Below are 16798 nucleotides of genomic sequence, written 5' to 3' on the forward strand. Positions count from 1 at the left end.
CGCCGGCTCAGCCGTCGGTGCGGGTGTGGACGGTGGCGATCACCGACATGCCCGGACGCAGCTCCGCCTTGGCGCGCGCGGCGGCGTCGAGCTCGACGCGCACCGGCACGCGCTGGACGATCTTGGTGAAGTTGCCGGTCGCGTTCTCCGGCGGCAGCAGGCTGAACACCGAACCCGAGGCCGGCGCGACGCTCACCACCCGGCCGTGGAACGCCTCATCCGGATAAGCGTCGACGGCGATGTCGACCTGCTGGCCGGGATGCAGGCGGCCGAGCTGCGTCTCCTTGAAGTTGGCGTCGACATAAACCTCGCTGATCGGCACCAGCGCGGCGAGCCGCGTACCGGCCTGCACCAGCTGGCCCACCTGCACGGCACGGTTGCCGACGATGCCGTCGAAAGGCGCGCGCACCACGGTGAAATCGAGATCGCGCTGCGCCTGGTCGCGCGCGGTGCGGTATTCATCGAGCGTACGCGTCGCCTCGGTGCGCTGGGCATCGAGCACGGCGATATTGGCCTGCGCCGAGGTGACCGCCGCCTTGGCGGCATCGACGGCTGCCTGAGCCTTGTCACGATCGGCGCGGGCATTGTCGAGCGTCGCCCGGCTGGAATATTGCGACTTCACCAGTTCAGACTGGCGGTCGAATTCGAGCTGAGTGCGGTTGAGCTCGGCCTCATCGGCGACGAGCTGGGCCTTGGCCTGATCGACACTCGCCTTTGCCGCGTCGATCTGCTGGCCGTAGCGGTCGATGGTGGCCTGCTGGGTGGCGATCTTGTTCTCCGCCGCCTGGACGGCCAGCCGATAGTCGCCATCGTCAATGCGCGCGATCACGTCGCCGGCCTTGACCGGCTGGTTGGTGTCCACATCGACACGGGTGATGTGGCCGCTCACCTTGGCGGCGAGGACCGAGGTGTCGGCGCCGACATAGGCGTCATCGGTCGAGACCAGGAAGCGGCCGACCCGCCACCAGTCGAGCCCGTAATAGCCTCCGCCGGCGACCGCGGCCACCAGCACCGCCCCGAGCACGAATCGCTTGCGCGAACGCTTCGGCCGCGCGGGCGCCGCATCGGCCACGCCGCCCGCGACAGGGGCTTCCGCCGCCGGCTTGCGCGAGGTGAGAGGCACCGGCTCGGCGCCGCCCGGGCGCTCCGCCTCGGCGACCTGCACCGACTTACGTTCGATTTGAGCCATATTCGCCTCCGGGTCGCGACCGCGCAGGCCGCAACTAAACCGTTTAGTTCAGTCGACGCTTTACATATCAAACTAAACCGTTTAGTCAACAGGCTTGACACGGAAGCCTGCGACGTCCTCTGTCAGCAAGGCCGGAGGCAAGCATGAACGAGATCGTCACGGAGAAGCCTGCCGGGCGCACCGCCCCGCGCTCGGATCAGGAATCGTCGAAGCGCCGCGAGATCATCGACGGCGCCCGACAGGTCTTTTTCGAGAAGGGCTATGACGGGGCGACCATGGACGAGGTCGCCAAGGCGGCCGGTGTCTCCAAGGCGACGATCTACGTCTATTTCGGCGGGAAGGAAGACCTGTTCGAGGCGCTGGTCCTCAACGACAGGGCCCGCTCGGCCGAGCACCTGTTCGTGGTCGACCCCTCGGTCGACGACGTCGCCGGGCTGCTGCGCCGCATCGGCATTTCCTTCATGACCATGATGGTGCACCCCGACCATATCCGGTTGATCCGCATGGTAATCGGCGCCGCCGAGAAGCTGCCGCATATCGGCCAGATCTTCTTCCAGGCAGGCCCCTGCCATGGCGGGCGGCGGCTCGCCGACATTCTGCGCCAGCAGGCCGATCTCGGCCGGCTGGAGCTCGACGACGAGGTCGCGGCGGCGCACATGTTCCTCAACATGTGCCAGGGCAAACAGGTGAAGGCGCTGCTGTTCGGCGAACTGACGCCGCCGGTGCCCGCCCAGATCGAGGCCATGGTGGATCTTGCCGTCCGGGTGTTTCTTGCCGCCTACGGGACGAAGCCGGCTTCCCGCTAGGCCGGGGAGCATTGAGCCCCTACCCAGGCCGACCTGCCATTGTTAGACAGCGGAACCGAGCCGACGACGTGCGGCGCGCCTTCGCCTGCTTTCATGTCGCGAAACTGTTGCACCGCTTCGGCGCGAAGCGCATAAGCGCGGCAAAATAGTTTGGAGAAATTCCATGCCCGCCTATCGCTCCCGTACGACCACCCATGGCCGCAACATGGCCGGTGCGCGCGGCCTCTGGCGCGCCACCGGCATGAAGGACGATGATTTCGGCAAGCCGATCATCGCGGTGGTCAACTCGTTCACCCAGTTCGTACCGGGCCATGTGCACCTGAAGGACCTCGGCCAGCTGGTTGCGCGCGAGATCGAGGCGGCGGGCGGCGTCGCCAAGGAATTCAACACCATAGCGGTCGATGACGGCATCGCGATGGGCCATGACGGCATGCTCTATTCGCTGCCCTCGCGCGAACTCATCGCCGACAGCGTGGAGTACATGGTCAACGCGCACTGCGCCGACGCCATGGTCTGCATCTCCAACTGCGACAAGATCACGCCGGGCATGCTGATGGCGTCGCTGCGCCTCAACATCCCCACCGTCTTCGTCTCCGGCGGCCCGATGGAGGCCGGCAAGGTGGTACTCGGCGGCAAGACCAAGGCGCTCGACCTCGTCGACGCCATGGTGGCCGCCGCCGACGACCGCATCGCCGACGAGGACGTGAAGGCCATCGAGCGCTCGGCCTGCCCGACCTGCGGCTCCTGCTCGGGCATGTTCACCGCCAATTCGATGAACTGCCTCACCGAGGCGCTCGGCCTCTCGCTGCCCGGCAACGGTTCGACGCTGGCGACCCATGCCGACCGCAAGCGGCTGTTCGTCGAGGCCGGCCATCTCGTGGTCGACCTCGCGCGCCGCTATTACGAGGAAGAGGATGCCGGCGTGCTGCCGCGTTCCATCGCTTCGTTCGCCGCCTTCGAGAACGCCATGACGCTGGACATCGCCATGGGCGGCTCCACCAACACGGTGCTACACCTGCTCGCCGCCGCCCATGAGGGCGAGGTGCCGTTCACCATGGCCGACATCGACCGCCTCTCGCGCCGGGTGCCGGTGCTGTGCAAGGTCGCCCCGGCGGTCGGCGACGTGCACATGGAAGACGTGCACCATGCCGGCGGCATCATGGGCATTCTCGGCGAGCTCGATCGCGCGGGGCTTCTCGATACCTCGGTCGGCTCGGTCCACGCCCCCAGCCTCAAGGCGGCGCTCGACCATTGGGACGTCAAGCGCAGCTCCAGCGAGGCGGTGCACGACTTCTACCGCGCGGGACCGGGCGGCGTTCCCACCCAGGTCGCCTTCAGCCAGTCCGTGCGCTACGACGACGTCGACACCGACCGCGAGACGGGCGTGATCCGCAATGTCGAGCACGCCTTCTCCAAGGATGGCGGCCTCGCGGTGCTCTACGGCAACCTCGCCGAGGACGGCTGCATCGTGAAGACGGCGGGCGTCGACGAGTCGATCCTGAAGTTCACCGGCACCGCCACCGTGTTCGAGAGCCAGGATGACGCGGTCTCCGCGATCCTTGGCAACCGGGTGAAGCCGGGGCAGATCGTGCTGATCCGCTATGAGGGACCGCGCGGCGGCCCGGGCATGCAGGAGATGCTCTACCCCACCAGCTACCTGAAGTCGAAGGGGCTCGGAAAGCAGTGCGCCCTCGTCACCGACGGGCGGTTCTCGGGCGGCTCCTCGGGCCTGTCCATCGGCCATGTCTCGCCGGAAGCGGCCGAGGGCGGCACGATCGGCCTGGTGCGCGAGGGCGACACCATCGAGATCGACATCCCCAACCGCCGCATCCACCTCGCGGTCGACGATGCCGAGCTCGCCGCCCGCCGCGAGGCGCAGGAGGCGAGCGGCTGGAAGCCGGCCGCGCCGCGCAAGCGCAACGTGACCACCGCGCTCAAGGCCTATGCCGCGCTCGCCACCAGCGCCGCCAAGGGCGCGGTCCGGCAGGTGCCGTAACAACGATCGGGCGGGGGTATCCCCCGCCCGTCTCTTCTCGATTCGATTGAGAAGCGTTCGCGCCGCACCTACGGCAGATACATACCGCCATTCACATGGATGGTCTGGCCGGTGAGGAAGTCGCCGGTCGGCAGCGCGAGCGTCCGCACGATCTCCGCGACATTGCGCGGCACGCCTTCATGGCCGACCGGCAGATAGCCGCCGCCGGGAAAGGCACCGCCGGAACCCGACGTCTTCGAGCGCGCACCGCCGATCCGGCCGGGTACCACGATGTTGGCGGTAATTCCCTGCTCGCCGAACTCGATTGCCAGCGCCTTGGTGAAGCCGACCAGCGCGGCCTTGGCGGTAGCGACATGCACGCGGTGCGACACGCCGGCATGCGCGCTCACCCCGCCGATGGTGACGATGCGGCCGAAGCCGTGGCGCACCATCGCCGGCACGGCGGCACGGGTCACGAGGAAGGCGCCCTCGACGATGACCGAATAGACCGCGCGGAACGTCGTAAGATCCAGCTCGGCGAAGGGCCGCTCGCCGCGCACCGCGGCGTTGTTCACGAGGATGTCGAGCCGCCCGGTCTCCTTGAGAATGGCGTCGACCAGGCCCTGCGCCTCGGCCTCGACGGTGATGTCGGCGAGCAGCGCCGTCGCCTGCCCGCCTTCAGCGCGGATCTCGGCGGCGACCGCCTCGATCTCGTCGCGCGAAGATTTGGCATGCACGACGACATGCGCGCCCTCGCGTGCCAGCAGCAGGGCGCTCTCGCGGCCGATGCGCCGGGCCGAGCCGGTGACGAGGGCGACCCGGCCGGACAGCGGGCGATTATCGGCAGAACTCATGATGTGATTCCTGAAACTGGCCTCAAAGGCGGAACTGGATGGTGCCGTCGCGCCGCACCTGCTCGACGAGATCGAGCTCCCACTGGAGATATTCCCGCATCGCGTCCTCGCGCTTGTCGCGGCGCTCGAAAGCCTTGAGCAGCACGTCCACCGGGGGCGAGGCGAGGCGTTCCGGCTGCGTCTCAAGCGGCAGCCCGGCCGCTTGCCAGGCCTGCGTACCGCCGGCGAGGAGCTTCACCGGCGCTCCGGTCGCCTGCGCGAACTCGGCGGCGGCCAGCCGGGCGATGACGCCATCGGGAGAGGCCAGCACATAGAACGGGGCGGAAGGCAGCCGGGCGGCGTCCTCCGCGAGACGGCTGCGAATGGCGAACCACGCGCCGGGAATATGGCCGGCGCGATAATGCCGCGTCGAGCCGAGGTCGACGACCACGGCCTCGGCCCGTTCCAGCAGGAGGGCGAGTTCCGCGGGCACGATCTCCTCCGCCGCGATCTCGGCCAGACCGATCACCGCCTCCGGCGCGTTGCCGACTTCCGGCACGCCGAAGGGCGCGGCCTCGTCGAGCACGAAGACCTGGTCGAAGCCCATGCGGGCGAGCCATGCCGCCGCCGTGCGGGCGCGCACGCCGTCATCGTCGGCGAGCACGATGCGGGCGCGGCGCACGGCGATGAAGGTGTCGGTCGCCTGCACCAGCTGGCCGCCGGTCGCCGACAGGAAGCCGGGCCGATGGCCGGCGCGGTACTCGGCCGGATCGCGCACGTCGAAGCGGTACAGCGTCGTCTCCGCCTGCTCGGCCTCGAAGGTCGCGAGCGTGGCGGCGTCGATGGTCGGCACCCCGTAGCGCCCGGCGAGGCGTGTCGCGGCTTCCCGCGCCCAGTCATGCGCCGGCACCGAGGGCAGCGGCGCCACGGTCGAGGCGCCGCGCTCGACGTCGAGCCCGGCGAGATGCCAGCCCTGCGTGCCGTTCTTCAGCGACACGACCTTGTTCGGCAATCCGGCATCGATGAGCACCTGCGCGCCGATGATCGAGCGGGTGCGGCCGCCGCAATTGACCACCACCAGCGTGTCGTCGCTCGGCACGCTCTCGCGGACCCGCAGCACGAGTTCGCCGCCCGGGCAGTCGATGGCGCCGGGAATGGTGATCCAGCTATATTCATCGAAGGGCCGGCTATCGAGCAGCACGATGTCCTCGCCGGCCTTGCGGCGGGCCTCGAAGTCGTGCGGATCGATATGCGGCGTGGCGTAGCCGATCTCGACGAACTCGCCGAAGGCCTTGCTCGGCACATAGACGCCGGCGAACAGCTCGAAGCCGGCCGCCGCCCAGCCCGGCACGCCGCCGGCAAGGATGGCGACATCGCCATAGCCGGCACGCGCCAGCACGCGCGCGGCGCGCTCGGCCAGCGTCTCGTCGTCGTCGACCAGCACGATCGGCGTGGCGCGGCGCGGCACCAGCGGCGGCACGATCCGCTCCAGCCGGGAAAGCGGCGCGTTAGACGCCGCGAGGATGTGCCGTTCGCCGAAGATGCCCTCCTCGCGCACGTCGAGCAGGGCGATCTCCTCCGCCCCCTTCAGCCGGGCATGCAGGGTAGTGGCGTCGAGGCGCGGGAAGGCAATTGTCATGTCTGGGTACCCTAAGGAAGACCGGCCCCACGCGGCGGCCGGAACCGTGTCACTGGCGGTTGAACGCCGCGTCGAACTGCTCGAGGAACTTCTGCGAGGCGTCGCCGCCAATGTCCTGATCCGCCACGATGACCTTGATGTCGGCGAGCTTGGGCAGGCCGGCCGGCGTCTTGGAATCCGGATGGGTCGGGATGTAGGAACCGGCCTCGGCGACGATCTCCTGGCCCTCGGCGCTGGTGAGCACCTCGATCAGCAGCTTGGCGGCGGCGGGGTTCGGGCCGCCCTTGAAGATCGCGAGATAGTTCTCGTTGGTGACGACGCCCTCGTCGAGGATATAGGCCTCGATGCTCTGGCCGCGCTCCTTGGCGGTGATGACGTTCTGCGAGGAGATCAGCGGCGACAGGTCGCGCTCGCCGGCCACCAGCAGGCGCACGGATTCGGCATTGCCGCGGGTGAACAGGAAGTCCTGCGCCGCGAAGCCCTTGATGGTGTCCCAGGTGATGATGTTGTGGGCGAGCAGCGTCTGGAACCAGGTGAGCTGCGAGGCGGCCGAGCGCGGATCGGAGAACACGATCTTGCCCTTCCACTTCGGGTCGAGGAAGTCGGAGATTTTCTTCGGCAGCACCGACGGATCGGGGAAGACCTTCGGGTTGTAGGCTGCGGACAGCAGCGTCGAGGCGGTGGCCAGGTAGTTGCCGTCGGCGTCGCGGTAATTGCCGCCGATCTTGTCGAAGTCGCGCACCTTGTAGGGAGTGAGGTAGCCGCGCTTCTTCCAGTCGTCGAGGATGAAGCGCTGCGAGATGAACACCACGTCCGGGTTGGTGCGGCCGGCCGCCTTCTCCGCCTCGATGGTCGGGATGAGGTCGAGCGTCTGCTTCTGGACGATGTTGAGCTTCACATCCGGGAAGGTCTTGCGCCAGAACTCCAGCACCGCCGTGCTCGTCTCCTGCCGGTAGGAAGTGTAGAAGACCACCTGGCCCTCCTTCTTCGCCGCCTCATAGAGGCCTGCGAAGCGCTCCGGCAGCGTGTCGGCGCGGGCGGGCGAGAAGGGCGCGGCAAGGCCGGCGGCGAGGGCGAGGGCGGCGACGCCCTTGATGAGGCTGCGCTTGTCGATGGGCATGTACGTGTCTCCGAAACGGTGATGTCTGTCAGGCGGCGGCCGGCGAGGCGGCGGGATGACCCGCGCCCTCGATCGCCTTGTTGTGCTTGTGGTGGCGCCCGGGGCGCTTCAGGCCGAGATGCTCGCGCAGGGTGCGGCCCTCATAGTCGGTGCGGAACAGGCCACGCCGGCGCAATTCCGGGATGACCAGCTCGATGAAATCGGTCAGCCCGCCGGGGAGGTAGGGCGGCATGACGTTGAAGCCGTCGGCGCCCTCGTTGAGGAAGCGCTCCTCCATGACGTCGGCGATCTGCTCGGGCGTGCCCACCACCTGCCAATGGCCGCGCGCGCCGGCGACCCTGAGGCCCAGCTGAAGGATCGACAGGCCCTCGCGCTCGGCGAGCTCCAGCAGCAGCGTCTGTCGGCTGCGGGCCGCGTTGGTGAGCGGGATGTCCTTGGGCAGCGGCCCGTCGAGCGGCAGATGCCGCAGCGGGATGCCGAGCCGGTGCTCGAGGATCGACAGGGCAACATCCGGATGGATGAGGCTCTGCAACTCGTCGAACTTCGCCTTCGCCTCCACCTCGGTGCGGCCCACCACCGGGAAGATGCCTGGCAGGATCTTCACGTCGTCCGGCGAGCGGCCATGCGCCACGGCCCGCGCCTTCACGTCGCGGTAGAAGGCCTGCGCGTCCTTCAGCGTCTGCTGCGCGGTGAACACCACCTCGGCCGAGGCGCCGGCAAGCTCCTTGCCGGCCTCCGACGAGCCGGCCTGCACCAGTACCGGCCAGCCCTGCGGCGCACGCGGAATGTTGAGTGGACCACGCACGGCGAAGAACTCACCGCGATGGTCGAGGCTGTAGACCTTCTCCGGATCGAAGAACACGCCGCTCTCTTTATCGCGGGTGAAGGCGTCGTCCTCCCACGAGTCCCACAGCCCTTCGGCGACGGCGAGGAATTCCGTCGCGCGGCGGTAGCGCTCGTCATGCGGGGGATGCGTGTCGCGGCCGAAATTATAGGCCTCACCCTCATTGCCGGAGGTGACGAGGTTCCAGCCGGCGCGCCCGCCGCTGATGTGGTCGATGGAGGCGAATTTGCGCGCCAGCACATAGGGTTCGTTGTAGGTGGTGGAGGCGGTGGCGACGAGACCGATGCGCTCGGTCACCGCCGCCAGCGCCCCGAGCAGGGTCAGCGGCTCGAACTGCGCGACATAATGGGTGGAGAAGCGGGCGAGCGCCCCCCAGTCCTCGCCGCGCGCGCCGGCGCTGTCGGCGAGGAACAGGAGGTCGAACTTCGCGGCCTCGGCCTGCTGCGCGATCTGCGCATAGTGTTTGAAGTTGATGCCGGCATCGGCCTGCGCCTGCGGGTGGCGCCAGGCAGCGGCGTGGTGGCCGGTGGGATAGAGGAAGGCGCCGAGCGCCATCTGCTTGCGGGTCGTCATAGGCTTATCCTTGGGAAGCGTCTGGCTAGGCGACGGTCAACTCGGGCGACGAGGCCCAGGGGCGTTCGCTCGCAGCCTCGCGGCCGGCGATCTGGCCGGTGACGAAACACTCGGCGAGGTTGCCGGCGCCGAGATAGAGAAAGCCCCAGATCGAGCCGATCTCACCGGCTTCGTAGAGGCGCGGGATCGGCGCGCCATGGGCGTTCACCACGCGCTGGCGGGCATCGTGTGCCGGGCCGCCCTGCGTGTTGCTGACCACTGGCCAGAGCTCGCCGACATAGAAGGGCGCCGTCTTCACCGGGAAGAGCGAACCGTCGGGGCGGCTGTGGTCGCCATCGTGGCCGGCCTCCACCGAGGCATTCCAGCGATCGAGGCTCGAAGCCACCACGGCGGGATCGGCGCCGATGAGCGCGGCGAGTTCCTCGACGCTGTCGGCGCGCTTGAGGATGCCGTTGCCGACTTCCTTCAGATTGTCGCCGCTCCACTCATAGGGCTCGACCGTGCGGTCGTTCAGCACGGTCTGGCCGAGCGGGTAGAGCTTGCGCCCCTCCTCGTCGACGACGAGGAAAGCCGGGATGCGCGGGAAGCGCTGCGTTTGGGCGTCGTACTGGTCGAGCGGGCGGTGGCCGGTGTCCTGCAGATAGGGCTGGTACTCGTTCATGAAGCGCCGGCCCTCGCGGTCGAGCACGATCCACGACAGGCGTACATCCGGCTCCTGCAGCTGCGGCGTCCAGTCCGGCACCTTCTTCACCCGCAGGCCGTAGGGGTAGGCCGGGTCCGGATGGCGGAAGCCGTAGGACCCGTGGAAGTGCCACATGTGCCAGAGGTCGGCGCCGGCTGCCTGTGCCATGCGCAGTCCGTCGCCGGTATTGCCGCGCGTGGCGACCGGCAGCACCGGGCGGATCTGCCAGTATTTGCGCTGGATGTCGGGCGCGGCCTCGAAGCCGCCGGAGGCGAGGATGACGCCGCGCCGGGCGGCAATGCGCGTCACCTTGCCGTCCGAGCGGATCTCGGCGCCGAGCACGCCGCCATCCGGCCCGAGGATCAGCTTTTCCGCCGCCGTATTCAGCCGCACCTCGATGCCGCGGGCGCGGACATTGTCATGCACCAGCTTGAACACGTTCGGCCCGCGCAGGCGGCCGCGCACATGCGGGTATTCGGTACGCGCATCGAAGCCGGGGATCGACAGCACCTCGACGGTACCGAAGGCGTCGTAGCCGGGGAACGGATAGTTGGCGATGCGCCGGTGTACCTCGATCTGCGCGCCGTTCACCTTGGCAAGGTCGCGAAAATAGGGCTCCAGCTCGGCCATGCCGGCGGCGACGGTGTCGAGCACGTCTGCCGGCACATCCGGACCAGCCGCCTGGCGTAGATAGGTGCGCGCGCCTTCCGGCTCGACGACGGTGCGGATGCCGCCGCCGGCGCAGATCGAGATGCCGCCCGGATCGAGCTGCTTCTCGATCAGCAGCACGCGGGCGCCGGCGTCGTGCGCGGCAATGGCGGAGGCGCCGCCGGCAAAGCCGAAGCCGACGACGAGGACGTCGACCGTTTCGTCGAAACGTTCGGAGAGGGGGGCATGCAGGGTCATGGCGGTGGCTTCGCTTAGCTGACGGCAGCGGTCTTCTTGCGGGTGAACAGGCGGATGAGGCCGAGCATGGACAGGCTGACCGCGACGATGATCACAGCGAGCGCGGCGGCGAGCTCTACGGCGCCGTCCTCGATGAATTGCAGCACCACGGTCGGCATCACCTGGGTGTCCGACTGGGCGAGGATCGCCGACATGGAGAGCTCGCGCAGGCTGAGCGAGAACACCAGCACCCAGGCGATGCCGACAGCGCCGCGTACCAGCGGGAAGGTCACGTCCTTGATCGAACGCAGCCAGCCGGCGCCGGAGATGCGGGCCGCCTCCTCGAGATCGGTGGAGAGCTGCTGGATGCCGTTGCGCACCAGCACGAAGGCGATGGGCAGCAGCTTGCCGGCATAGGCGATGAGGATCAGCGTCAGCGTGCCGTAGAACAGGTCGACATAGCCCATCAGGATTCCCACCGCGTAGGCGATGGACGGGAAGCCATAGGCGATCATCACCAGGAAGCTGATCAGCTCGCGGCCGAAGAAGCGGAAGCGCTCCACCACCCAGCCGAGCACCAGGCCGAGCGTGGCGCAGACGGTGGCGGTGGCGAGCGCCAGCAGCATCGAATGGATGATCGAGGCGCGGGCGACGAAGTCCTCGTCGAAGATCAGCCCGTAATGCTTGGTGACGAGGTTGCCGATGCTGATCGGCGCGCCGAAGGAGGACAGCAGCGACAGCAGCACCAGCGCGCCGACCGGCAGGATGGCGGTGCCGAAGGCGACGACGAGGCAGAAACCGCCGGCCAGCCAGCGCCAACGGCCGAGCCGGGTGATCTGCTCCGGCGTCGCCTTGCCGGTGAGAGTACGGAAATTCTCGGTGCGGATGGCGTATTTCTGGATCAGCAGGCTGATGGCAGTGACGATCAGGATCGGCATCGCCACGGCCGCGGCATAGTTGAACTGCGGCGGAAACTTCAACAGGTCGTAGATCTTGGTGGTGATGACCGAGAAATTCGCCATGGTGCCGATGGCCGCCGGCGCGCCGAAGGAGGACAGCGCGTCGAGCATCACCAGGATCACCGCCGACAGGATGGCCGGGCGCACCAGCGGCAGCGTCACCGTCAGCGTGGTGCGCAGCCGGCCGGCGCCGAGCACGCGCGCGGCCTGCTCATGGCTGGCGTCGATGTTGTTCAAGGCCGCGCTGACGGCGAAGAACACCAGCGGATAGACGCCGACGATCTCGATGAAGACGAGGCCGCCGAAGCTCATGATGTTGAGCGGCGCGGCGCTGAAACCGAGGTATTCGACGGCGAACCTGTTGAGATATCCCGAGTTTGGCGCCGCGAGGAAGATCCAGGAGATCACCGAGATGAAGGTCGGGATCACGAAGGAGATGCCGGCCGAGAGGGTTATCAGCGCCTTGCCGGGCGCATCGGTGCGGGTGACGATCCAGGCGAGCGGCACGCCGAGTGCGCAGGCGCCGACTGTGACGAACAGCACCAACCAGCCGGAATTAAGCGTCGCCTGCCACATGCCACGACGGGCGAAGGCCTTTTGGAAGGTGTCGAAGGTCAGGTTGCCATGGGCATCGATGAAACTGTAGCCGGCGAGCAGCGCCAGCGGATAAGCGATCAACGCCAACAGGATAGCGATGGAGCCGCCGATGATCAGGAAGCGGACCGGCTGAAGCGACGACAGCCGGCGCAGCAGCGGGGTGGTCGCGCGGGTGCCCTCGGCGAGATGATGGGAGGCAGTGATCTCGCTCATGCCACCACCCATGCGCTGCCCGGCCGCGCCCAGAGCCGCGTGCGCCCGTCGACGAAGCTGCCACGGCGGCGCGACTGCACGCGCAGCGGCGTGGTGCCGGCCTGCAGCTTCAGCTCGTAATGGCTGCCGAGGAAGGATTCCGACAGGAAGGAAACGTCGATTCCGGTTTCCTGATCAGGCACTTGCGGCTGTTCGAGCCGGAAATCCTCCGGCCGCAGCAGCACGGTGGCCCGGCTGCCGGGCGCCGCGTCGGCGAGCCAGCGGGCGGGGGCGCGGCTCCACAGCCGGTCGCCGGCGTCGAGGGCGATGCGGACCTTGCCGGCGGCCCGGTCGACGGCGTCGACCTCGCCCTCCAACAGGTTGGCGATGCCGACGAAGCTGCCGACGAAGCGGCTCGCCGGGGTGCGGTAGACCTCTTCCGGCGTGCCCACCTGCTCGATGCGGCCCTTGTTCATCACCACGATGCGATCCGCGAGAACCAGCGCCTCGTCCTGGTCATGGGTGACGTAAAGCGTTGTCAGGCCGATGCTTTTCTGGAGGGCGCGCAGCTCGAAGCGCATCTCCTCGCGCAGCGAGGCGTCGAGATTGGACAGCGGCTCGTCGAGCAGCAGCAGCGACGGCTTGGTCGCCAGCGCGCGGGCGAGCGCGACGCGCTGCTGCTGGCCGCCGGACAGCTCCGCCGGGTAGCGCTTCGCCAGCGCGGACAGCTGCACGAGGTCGAGAACCTCGGCGACGCCGGCCTCGATCTCCGTCTTCTTTTTACCAGCAACTTCAAGGCCATAGCCGACATTCTCGGCGACGGTCCTGTGTGGCCACACGGCATAGGACTGGAAGACCATGCCGAGCTGGCGCTTCTCCGGCGGCAGGGCGAAGGCCGAGGTGGAAGCGACCACGCCGTCGAGATGGATCTCGCCGCCATCCGGCTGCAGGAAACCGGCGACCATGCGCAGGGTCGTGGTCTTGCCGCAACCGCTAGGCCCTAGAAGAACCACGCTTTCTCCCGGCGCGACCGAGAGATCGATGCCGTTGACGGCGGCGGTGTCGCCGAGCCGCTTGCGCAGATTGCGCAGCTCCAGCCGGGGCCGGTCGGCGACCTGCGGCGGCGGGGTGAAGCGGGGGGTGGGGGACGGCAGGCTCACGTCAGGCTCCGGTCGGTCAGTGCAGTGAGGTGTAGGATTGGGACGAAACCCGTCCGATCAGGCCGATCGGGCGTAGCGGCTGGCCGGGCGAACCAGCCCGTAATGGTCGCGCAGCGTCCGGCCGGCATAATCGGTGCGGAACAGGCCGCGCTTGCGCAGGATCGGCACCACCTCGTCGACGAAATCGGCGAGCCCGGCCGGCACGGTGGCGGGCATGATGTTGAAGCCATCGGCTGCGCCCTGCTCGACCCACAGCTGGATGTGGTCGGCGATGGCGGCCGGGGTGCCGGCCAGAACCTTGTGGCCGCGCCCGCCGGCGAGCCGGCGCAGCAGCCCACGCAGGGTCGGGCGCTCGCGGTCGACGATGTCGAGGATCACCTGCGAGCGGCTCTGCGCCCCCTGCACCGTCGCCGGGCGGGGGAAGGCCTCAGCCGGGATCGGCTCGTCGAGCGGGAAGCCGGTGAAGTCGAATCCGTCGAAGCGCTGCGAGAGATGCTTCAGGCCGACCGCCGGAATGGTGAGGTCGTTGAGCTCCTCCTCGCGGGCCCGCGCCTCCGCCTCGGTGGAGCCGAGGATAGGGGAGAGGCCGGGCAGGATCTTGATGCCGCCCGGGTCACGGCCGAAACCGACGGCGCGGCGCTTGACGTCGGCATAGAAGGCCTGGGCGTCGGAGAGATGCTGCTGGGCGGTGAAGATCGCCTCGGCATAGCGGGCGGCGAAGCCGCGCCCCTCGTCGGAGGAACCGGCCTGCACCAGCACCGGATGCCCCTGCGGCGGGCGCGGCAGATCGAGCGGGCCGCGCACCCGGAACTCCTCGCCCTCGTGATCGATGGCGTGGATGCGGCCGACATCGGCATAGAGGCCGGACGAGCGGTCATGCAGCCGGGCGTCGTCCTCCCAGCTGTCCCACAGCTTGCGGACCACCTCGACATATTCGGTGGCGCGGCGGTAGCGGTCGGAATGCGAGTTGCGCTGGGAAAGGCCGAAATTGCCCGCCGCCTCCGCCGACCAGGAGGTGACGATGTTCCAGCCGGCCCGCCCGCCGCTGATGTGGTCCAGCGAGGCGAACTGGCGGGCGAGGTTGTAGGGCTCGGAATAGGTGGTGGAGGCGGTGGCGATGAGCCCGATCCGCTCGGTGGCGCCAGCCAGCGCGGAGAGCAGGGTCAGCGGCTCCAGTTTGCCCTGCGCGACATGCTTCACGCTGCGGCCGAGGGCGAGTTGGTCGGCGAGGAACAGCGAGTCAAACGTGCCACGCTCGGCGATGGCGGCGGTCTCGCGATAATAGCCGATATCGGTCAGGCGCTCGGGCTGGGTGTCCGGATGCAGCCAGGATGCCTCGTGATGCCCGGTGGTGGGCACGAAGACGTTGAGATGGATGCGGGAATTGCTGGTCATCGTGCACGTTCGAGACACCTTCGCAGCGGCCCAGCGCCTTCCCAAACGGATGGCGGCCAAGGCGTCGAAGGGGCTCCCAGGTTTCGGGTGGCAAGGGTGGCGGGGTCGCCCCCGCGTTGTCGGAGCCAACATAAGCCGCAAAGAATTTTTGTCTATGGAAAATATATATTATCCGCGACGGCTTCCGTCAGAATGGCAAAATGACCCTCGGCGACGGAAGATTTGTCTATAGTGACGGCCTCCGCGCGATGGGTTTTCTCGGGCGTATCGACAGCGGCCCACGGCGCCTCCGCCTGGCGCGCCCCTAGGGAGTCGAAGCCCCTTCCCTGTCGCGATCGCGTCATCAGCCCCGCACAGCGGCAGCCGCCCTTCACCGCGCCCGAGGCACTGCATGCCCAGGCCACGGTTGACGGTCGTGCTGCCGAGGGCGGCGGAGCTCTCGCCCGCCCTCGGAGCGGGCATCCGGCCGTCTCGCCCGGCCTTCCCTCCACGCCGCAAGCGATCATGACGGCCGCCCGGCTTCACGTGGGAGGATTTGGGGTTTCGTAAGCGGAGGGCGCGCGGCGTTTCAACGTCTCGGTACCGGAGGACAGGTCGCGGCGGGTGCGACTGGAGCGCTGGGGGAAGGACGACCGTGATCCCGCCACCGGCGGATCGCTGCCGGGCGGACACAGGCGAATGACCGCCGAGTGATGAGTCGGCCGCCCCCTCGCCTTACCCGGCCCATGCTCGCCGCCGAACGGGACGCGGCAAGCCCGTGAGGCGCGAGCCGCGCAGCCTGCGCCCTCGAATCTTGTCCTCGCGGTCGGATATGACGCCGGTGCCATCCGGGCCGGAGCGGCCCACCATGAGGCCGCCACCGTCCCGCCAGACATCGTCCGCACGCGGATCTTCGCCTTCAGCGACCGGCCGTACCGCCGGAGGAACCGATCGAGCGCCGCTTCCGTTCATACGCCGCAGATGCATGGCCTCGCCGCCCGGCGGGACCACCTCCCGGCAACGCGCTCACCGCACGCCGCCTCCATGCCGCGTCAGGGCGCGGCCTGGATCGCCGTCACCGCCAGGAAGCGGTCGATCATGGCGTTCACCTGCACCGGCACTTCCAGCTGGCAGAAATGGCCGGACCCCACCGTGCGGCCGAGCATGAGATGCGGCACCAGCGCGACTAGGCCGGAGATATCAGTCCGCGCCACCGGCTCGTCGGCGGCGATGTAGAGCGCCGGCTTCGTCAGCCGCCGGCCGCCCTCCTCCGGGTCGAAATCCCGCAGCCCGGCATAGGCGGCGCGCATCACATGCGGCGGGGTGGCGCCCATGCGCTCCAGGATCGAGGCGCGCCGCGCCGGATCGTCCGTGGGAATGAGCAGCGCCGTCTCGACGATTCCGCGCATAGCGCCAACCGGGTCGGACCCGTCGAGCGCGGCGAGCACGCCATCGAAGGCGGCCCGGCGTGCCGGCGTCGAGGTGACGGAGGCGTCGATCATGACGCAGGCCGCGACGCGCTGCGGGTAGCGGACGGCAAGGTCGTAGGCGACGATGCCGCCCATGGAATGGCCGATGACGACGCAGGGCGCGACCTGCATGCGGTCGCACAGCTCGGCGAGGTCGTCGGCGAAATCGGCAATGGCGTAGCCGCTCTCCGGCTTGTCGCTGGCGCCGTGACCACGCAGGTCAACGCTCAGGACCCGGTGCCCCAGGCCGGCGAAATGCGCGAGCTGCGGCGCCAGGAAGGTGTGATCGCAGCACCAGCCATGCACCAGCAGGATGGGAGGATCGCCGCCCTCGGCCTCCCGATAGGCCAGCGCGCCTCTGTCCATCTCGATCCGCCACATGCCGCACGCCCCCCCTGCCCGCCGTCCGCCCGGCCGTTCCGCCCCGATGACGGGCCGCGACGGCGTGTCCCGACGACACATCCCCATGGTCCCGCCCGACGCGCTCGCCCGGCGGTCTCG

The 16798-nt window shown here is 68.7% G+C and carries 12 protein-coding genes; 2 read left to right on the forward strand and 10 right to left on the reverse strand.

Annotation, left to right across the window (positions count from 1 at the left end; translation table 11 throughout):
- Nucleotides 1-7: 7 nt before the first annotated feature.
- Nucleotides 8-1189, reverse strand: a complete 1182-nt coding sequence (locus LGR54_RS08715; RefSeq protein WP_230361583.1) for an HlyD family secretion protein — start codon at nucleotides 1187-1189, stop codon at nucleotides 8-10.
- A 143-nt stretch (nucleotides 1190-1332) separates the two neighbouring features.
- On the opposite strand from LGR54_RS08715, the gene LGR54_RS08720 reads away from it, so the two are divergent.
- Both LGR54_RS08720 and ilvD read left to right on the forward strand, forming a co-directional pair.
- On the forward strand, nucleotides 1333-1995 hold the full coding sequence (locus LGR54_RS08720; RefSeq protein WP_230361584.1) for a TetR/AcrR family transcriptional regulator: 663 nt from the start codon (nucleotides 1333-1335) through the stop codon (nucleotides 1993-1995).
- A 163-nt stretch (nucleotides 1996-2158) separates the two neighbouring features.
- Nucleotides 2159-3991 (forward strand): dihydroxy-acid dehydratase, encoded by a 1833-nt coding sequence (gene ilvD / locus LGR54_RS08725; RefSeq protein WP_230361585.1) that lies wholly within the window; start codon nucleotides 2159-2161, stop codon nucleotides 3989-3991.
- A 68-nt stretch (nucleotides 3992-4059) separates the two neighbouring features.
- On the opposite strand, the gene LGR54_RS08730 is transcribed toward ilvD, so the two are convergent.
- From LGR54_RS08730 to LGR54_RS08770, 9 genes are all read right to left on the reverse strand, one after another.
- A complete protein-coding gene (locus tag LGR54_RS08730; RefSeq protein WP_230361586.1) occupies nucleotides 4060-4824 on the reverse strand; it encodes an SDR family NAD(P)-dependent oxidoreductase in 765 nt (254 codons plus the stop codon).
- A gap of 22 nt (nucleotides 4825-4846) precedes the next feature.
- Complete coding sequence (locus tag LGR54_RS08735) at nucleotides 4847-6442, reverse strand: rhodanese-like domain-containing protein (protein ID WP_230361587.1); 1596 nt, start codon at nucleotides 6440-6442, stop codon at nucleotides 4847-4849.
- Between the two features lie 49 nt (nucleotides 6443-6491).
- Entirely contained in the window at nucleotides 6492-7562 is a 1071-nt protein-coding gene (locus LGR54_RS08740) for an ABC transporter substrate-binding protein (protein WP_230361588.1), read from the reverse strand.
- A 28-nt stretch (nucleotides 7563-7590) separates the two neighbouring features.
- Nucleotides 7591-8979: an LLM class flavin-dependent oxidoreductase gene (locus tag LGR54_RS08745; RefSeq protein ID WP_230361589.1), complete on the reverse strand. Its 1389-nt coding sequence runs from the start codon at nucleotides 8977-8979 to the stop codon at nucleotides 7591-7593.
- Nucleotides 8980-9004: 25 nt separating this feature from the next.
- Nucleotides 9005-10567, reverse strand: a complete 1563-nt coding sequence (locus LGR54_RS08750; RefSeq protein ID WP_230361590.1) for an FAD-dependent oxidoreductase — start codon at nucleotides 10565-10567, stop codon at nucleotides 9005-9007.
- Nucleotides 10568-10581: 14 nt separating this feature from the next.
- Nucleotides 10582-12315 carry an iron ABC transporter permease gene (locus tag LGR54_RS08755; protein ID WP_230361591.1) on the reverse strand — a complete coding sequence of 578 codons (1734 nt, stop codon included), beginning with the start codon at nucleotides 12313-12315 and terminating at the stop codon, nucleotides 10582-10584.
- Complete coding sequence (locus tag LGR54_RS08760; protein ID WP_230361592.1) at nucleotides 12312-13454, reverse strand: ABC transporter ATP-binding protein; 1143 nt, start codon at nucleotides 13452-13454, stop codon at nucleotides 12312-12314. Before LGR54_RS08760 ends, LGR54_RS08755 begins: the two co-directional genes overlap by 4 nt.
- Nucleotides 13455-13511: 57 nt before the next feature.
- Entirely contained in the window at nucleotides 13512-14849 is a 1338-nt protein-coding gene (locus LGR54_RS08765) for an LLM class flavin-dependent oxidoreductase (RefSeq protein WP_230361593.1), read from the reverse strand.
- Nucleotides 14850-15880: 1031 nt separating this feature from the next.
- On the reverse strand, nucleotides 15881-16663 hold the full coding sequence (locus tag LGR54_RS08770) for an alpha/beta fold hydrolase (RefSeq protein WP_230361594.1): 783 nt from the start codon (nucleotides 16661-16663) through the stop codon (nucleotides 15881-15883).
- Between the last annotated feature and the right edge of the window lie 135 nt (nucleotides 16664-16798).

This window comes from Ancylobacter sp. Lp-2, assembly GCF_020523795.1.
Lineage (GTDB): Bacteria > Pseudomonadota > Alphaproteobacteria > Rhizobiales > Xanthobacteraceae > Ancylobacter.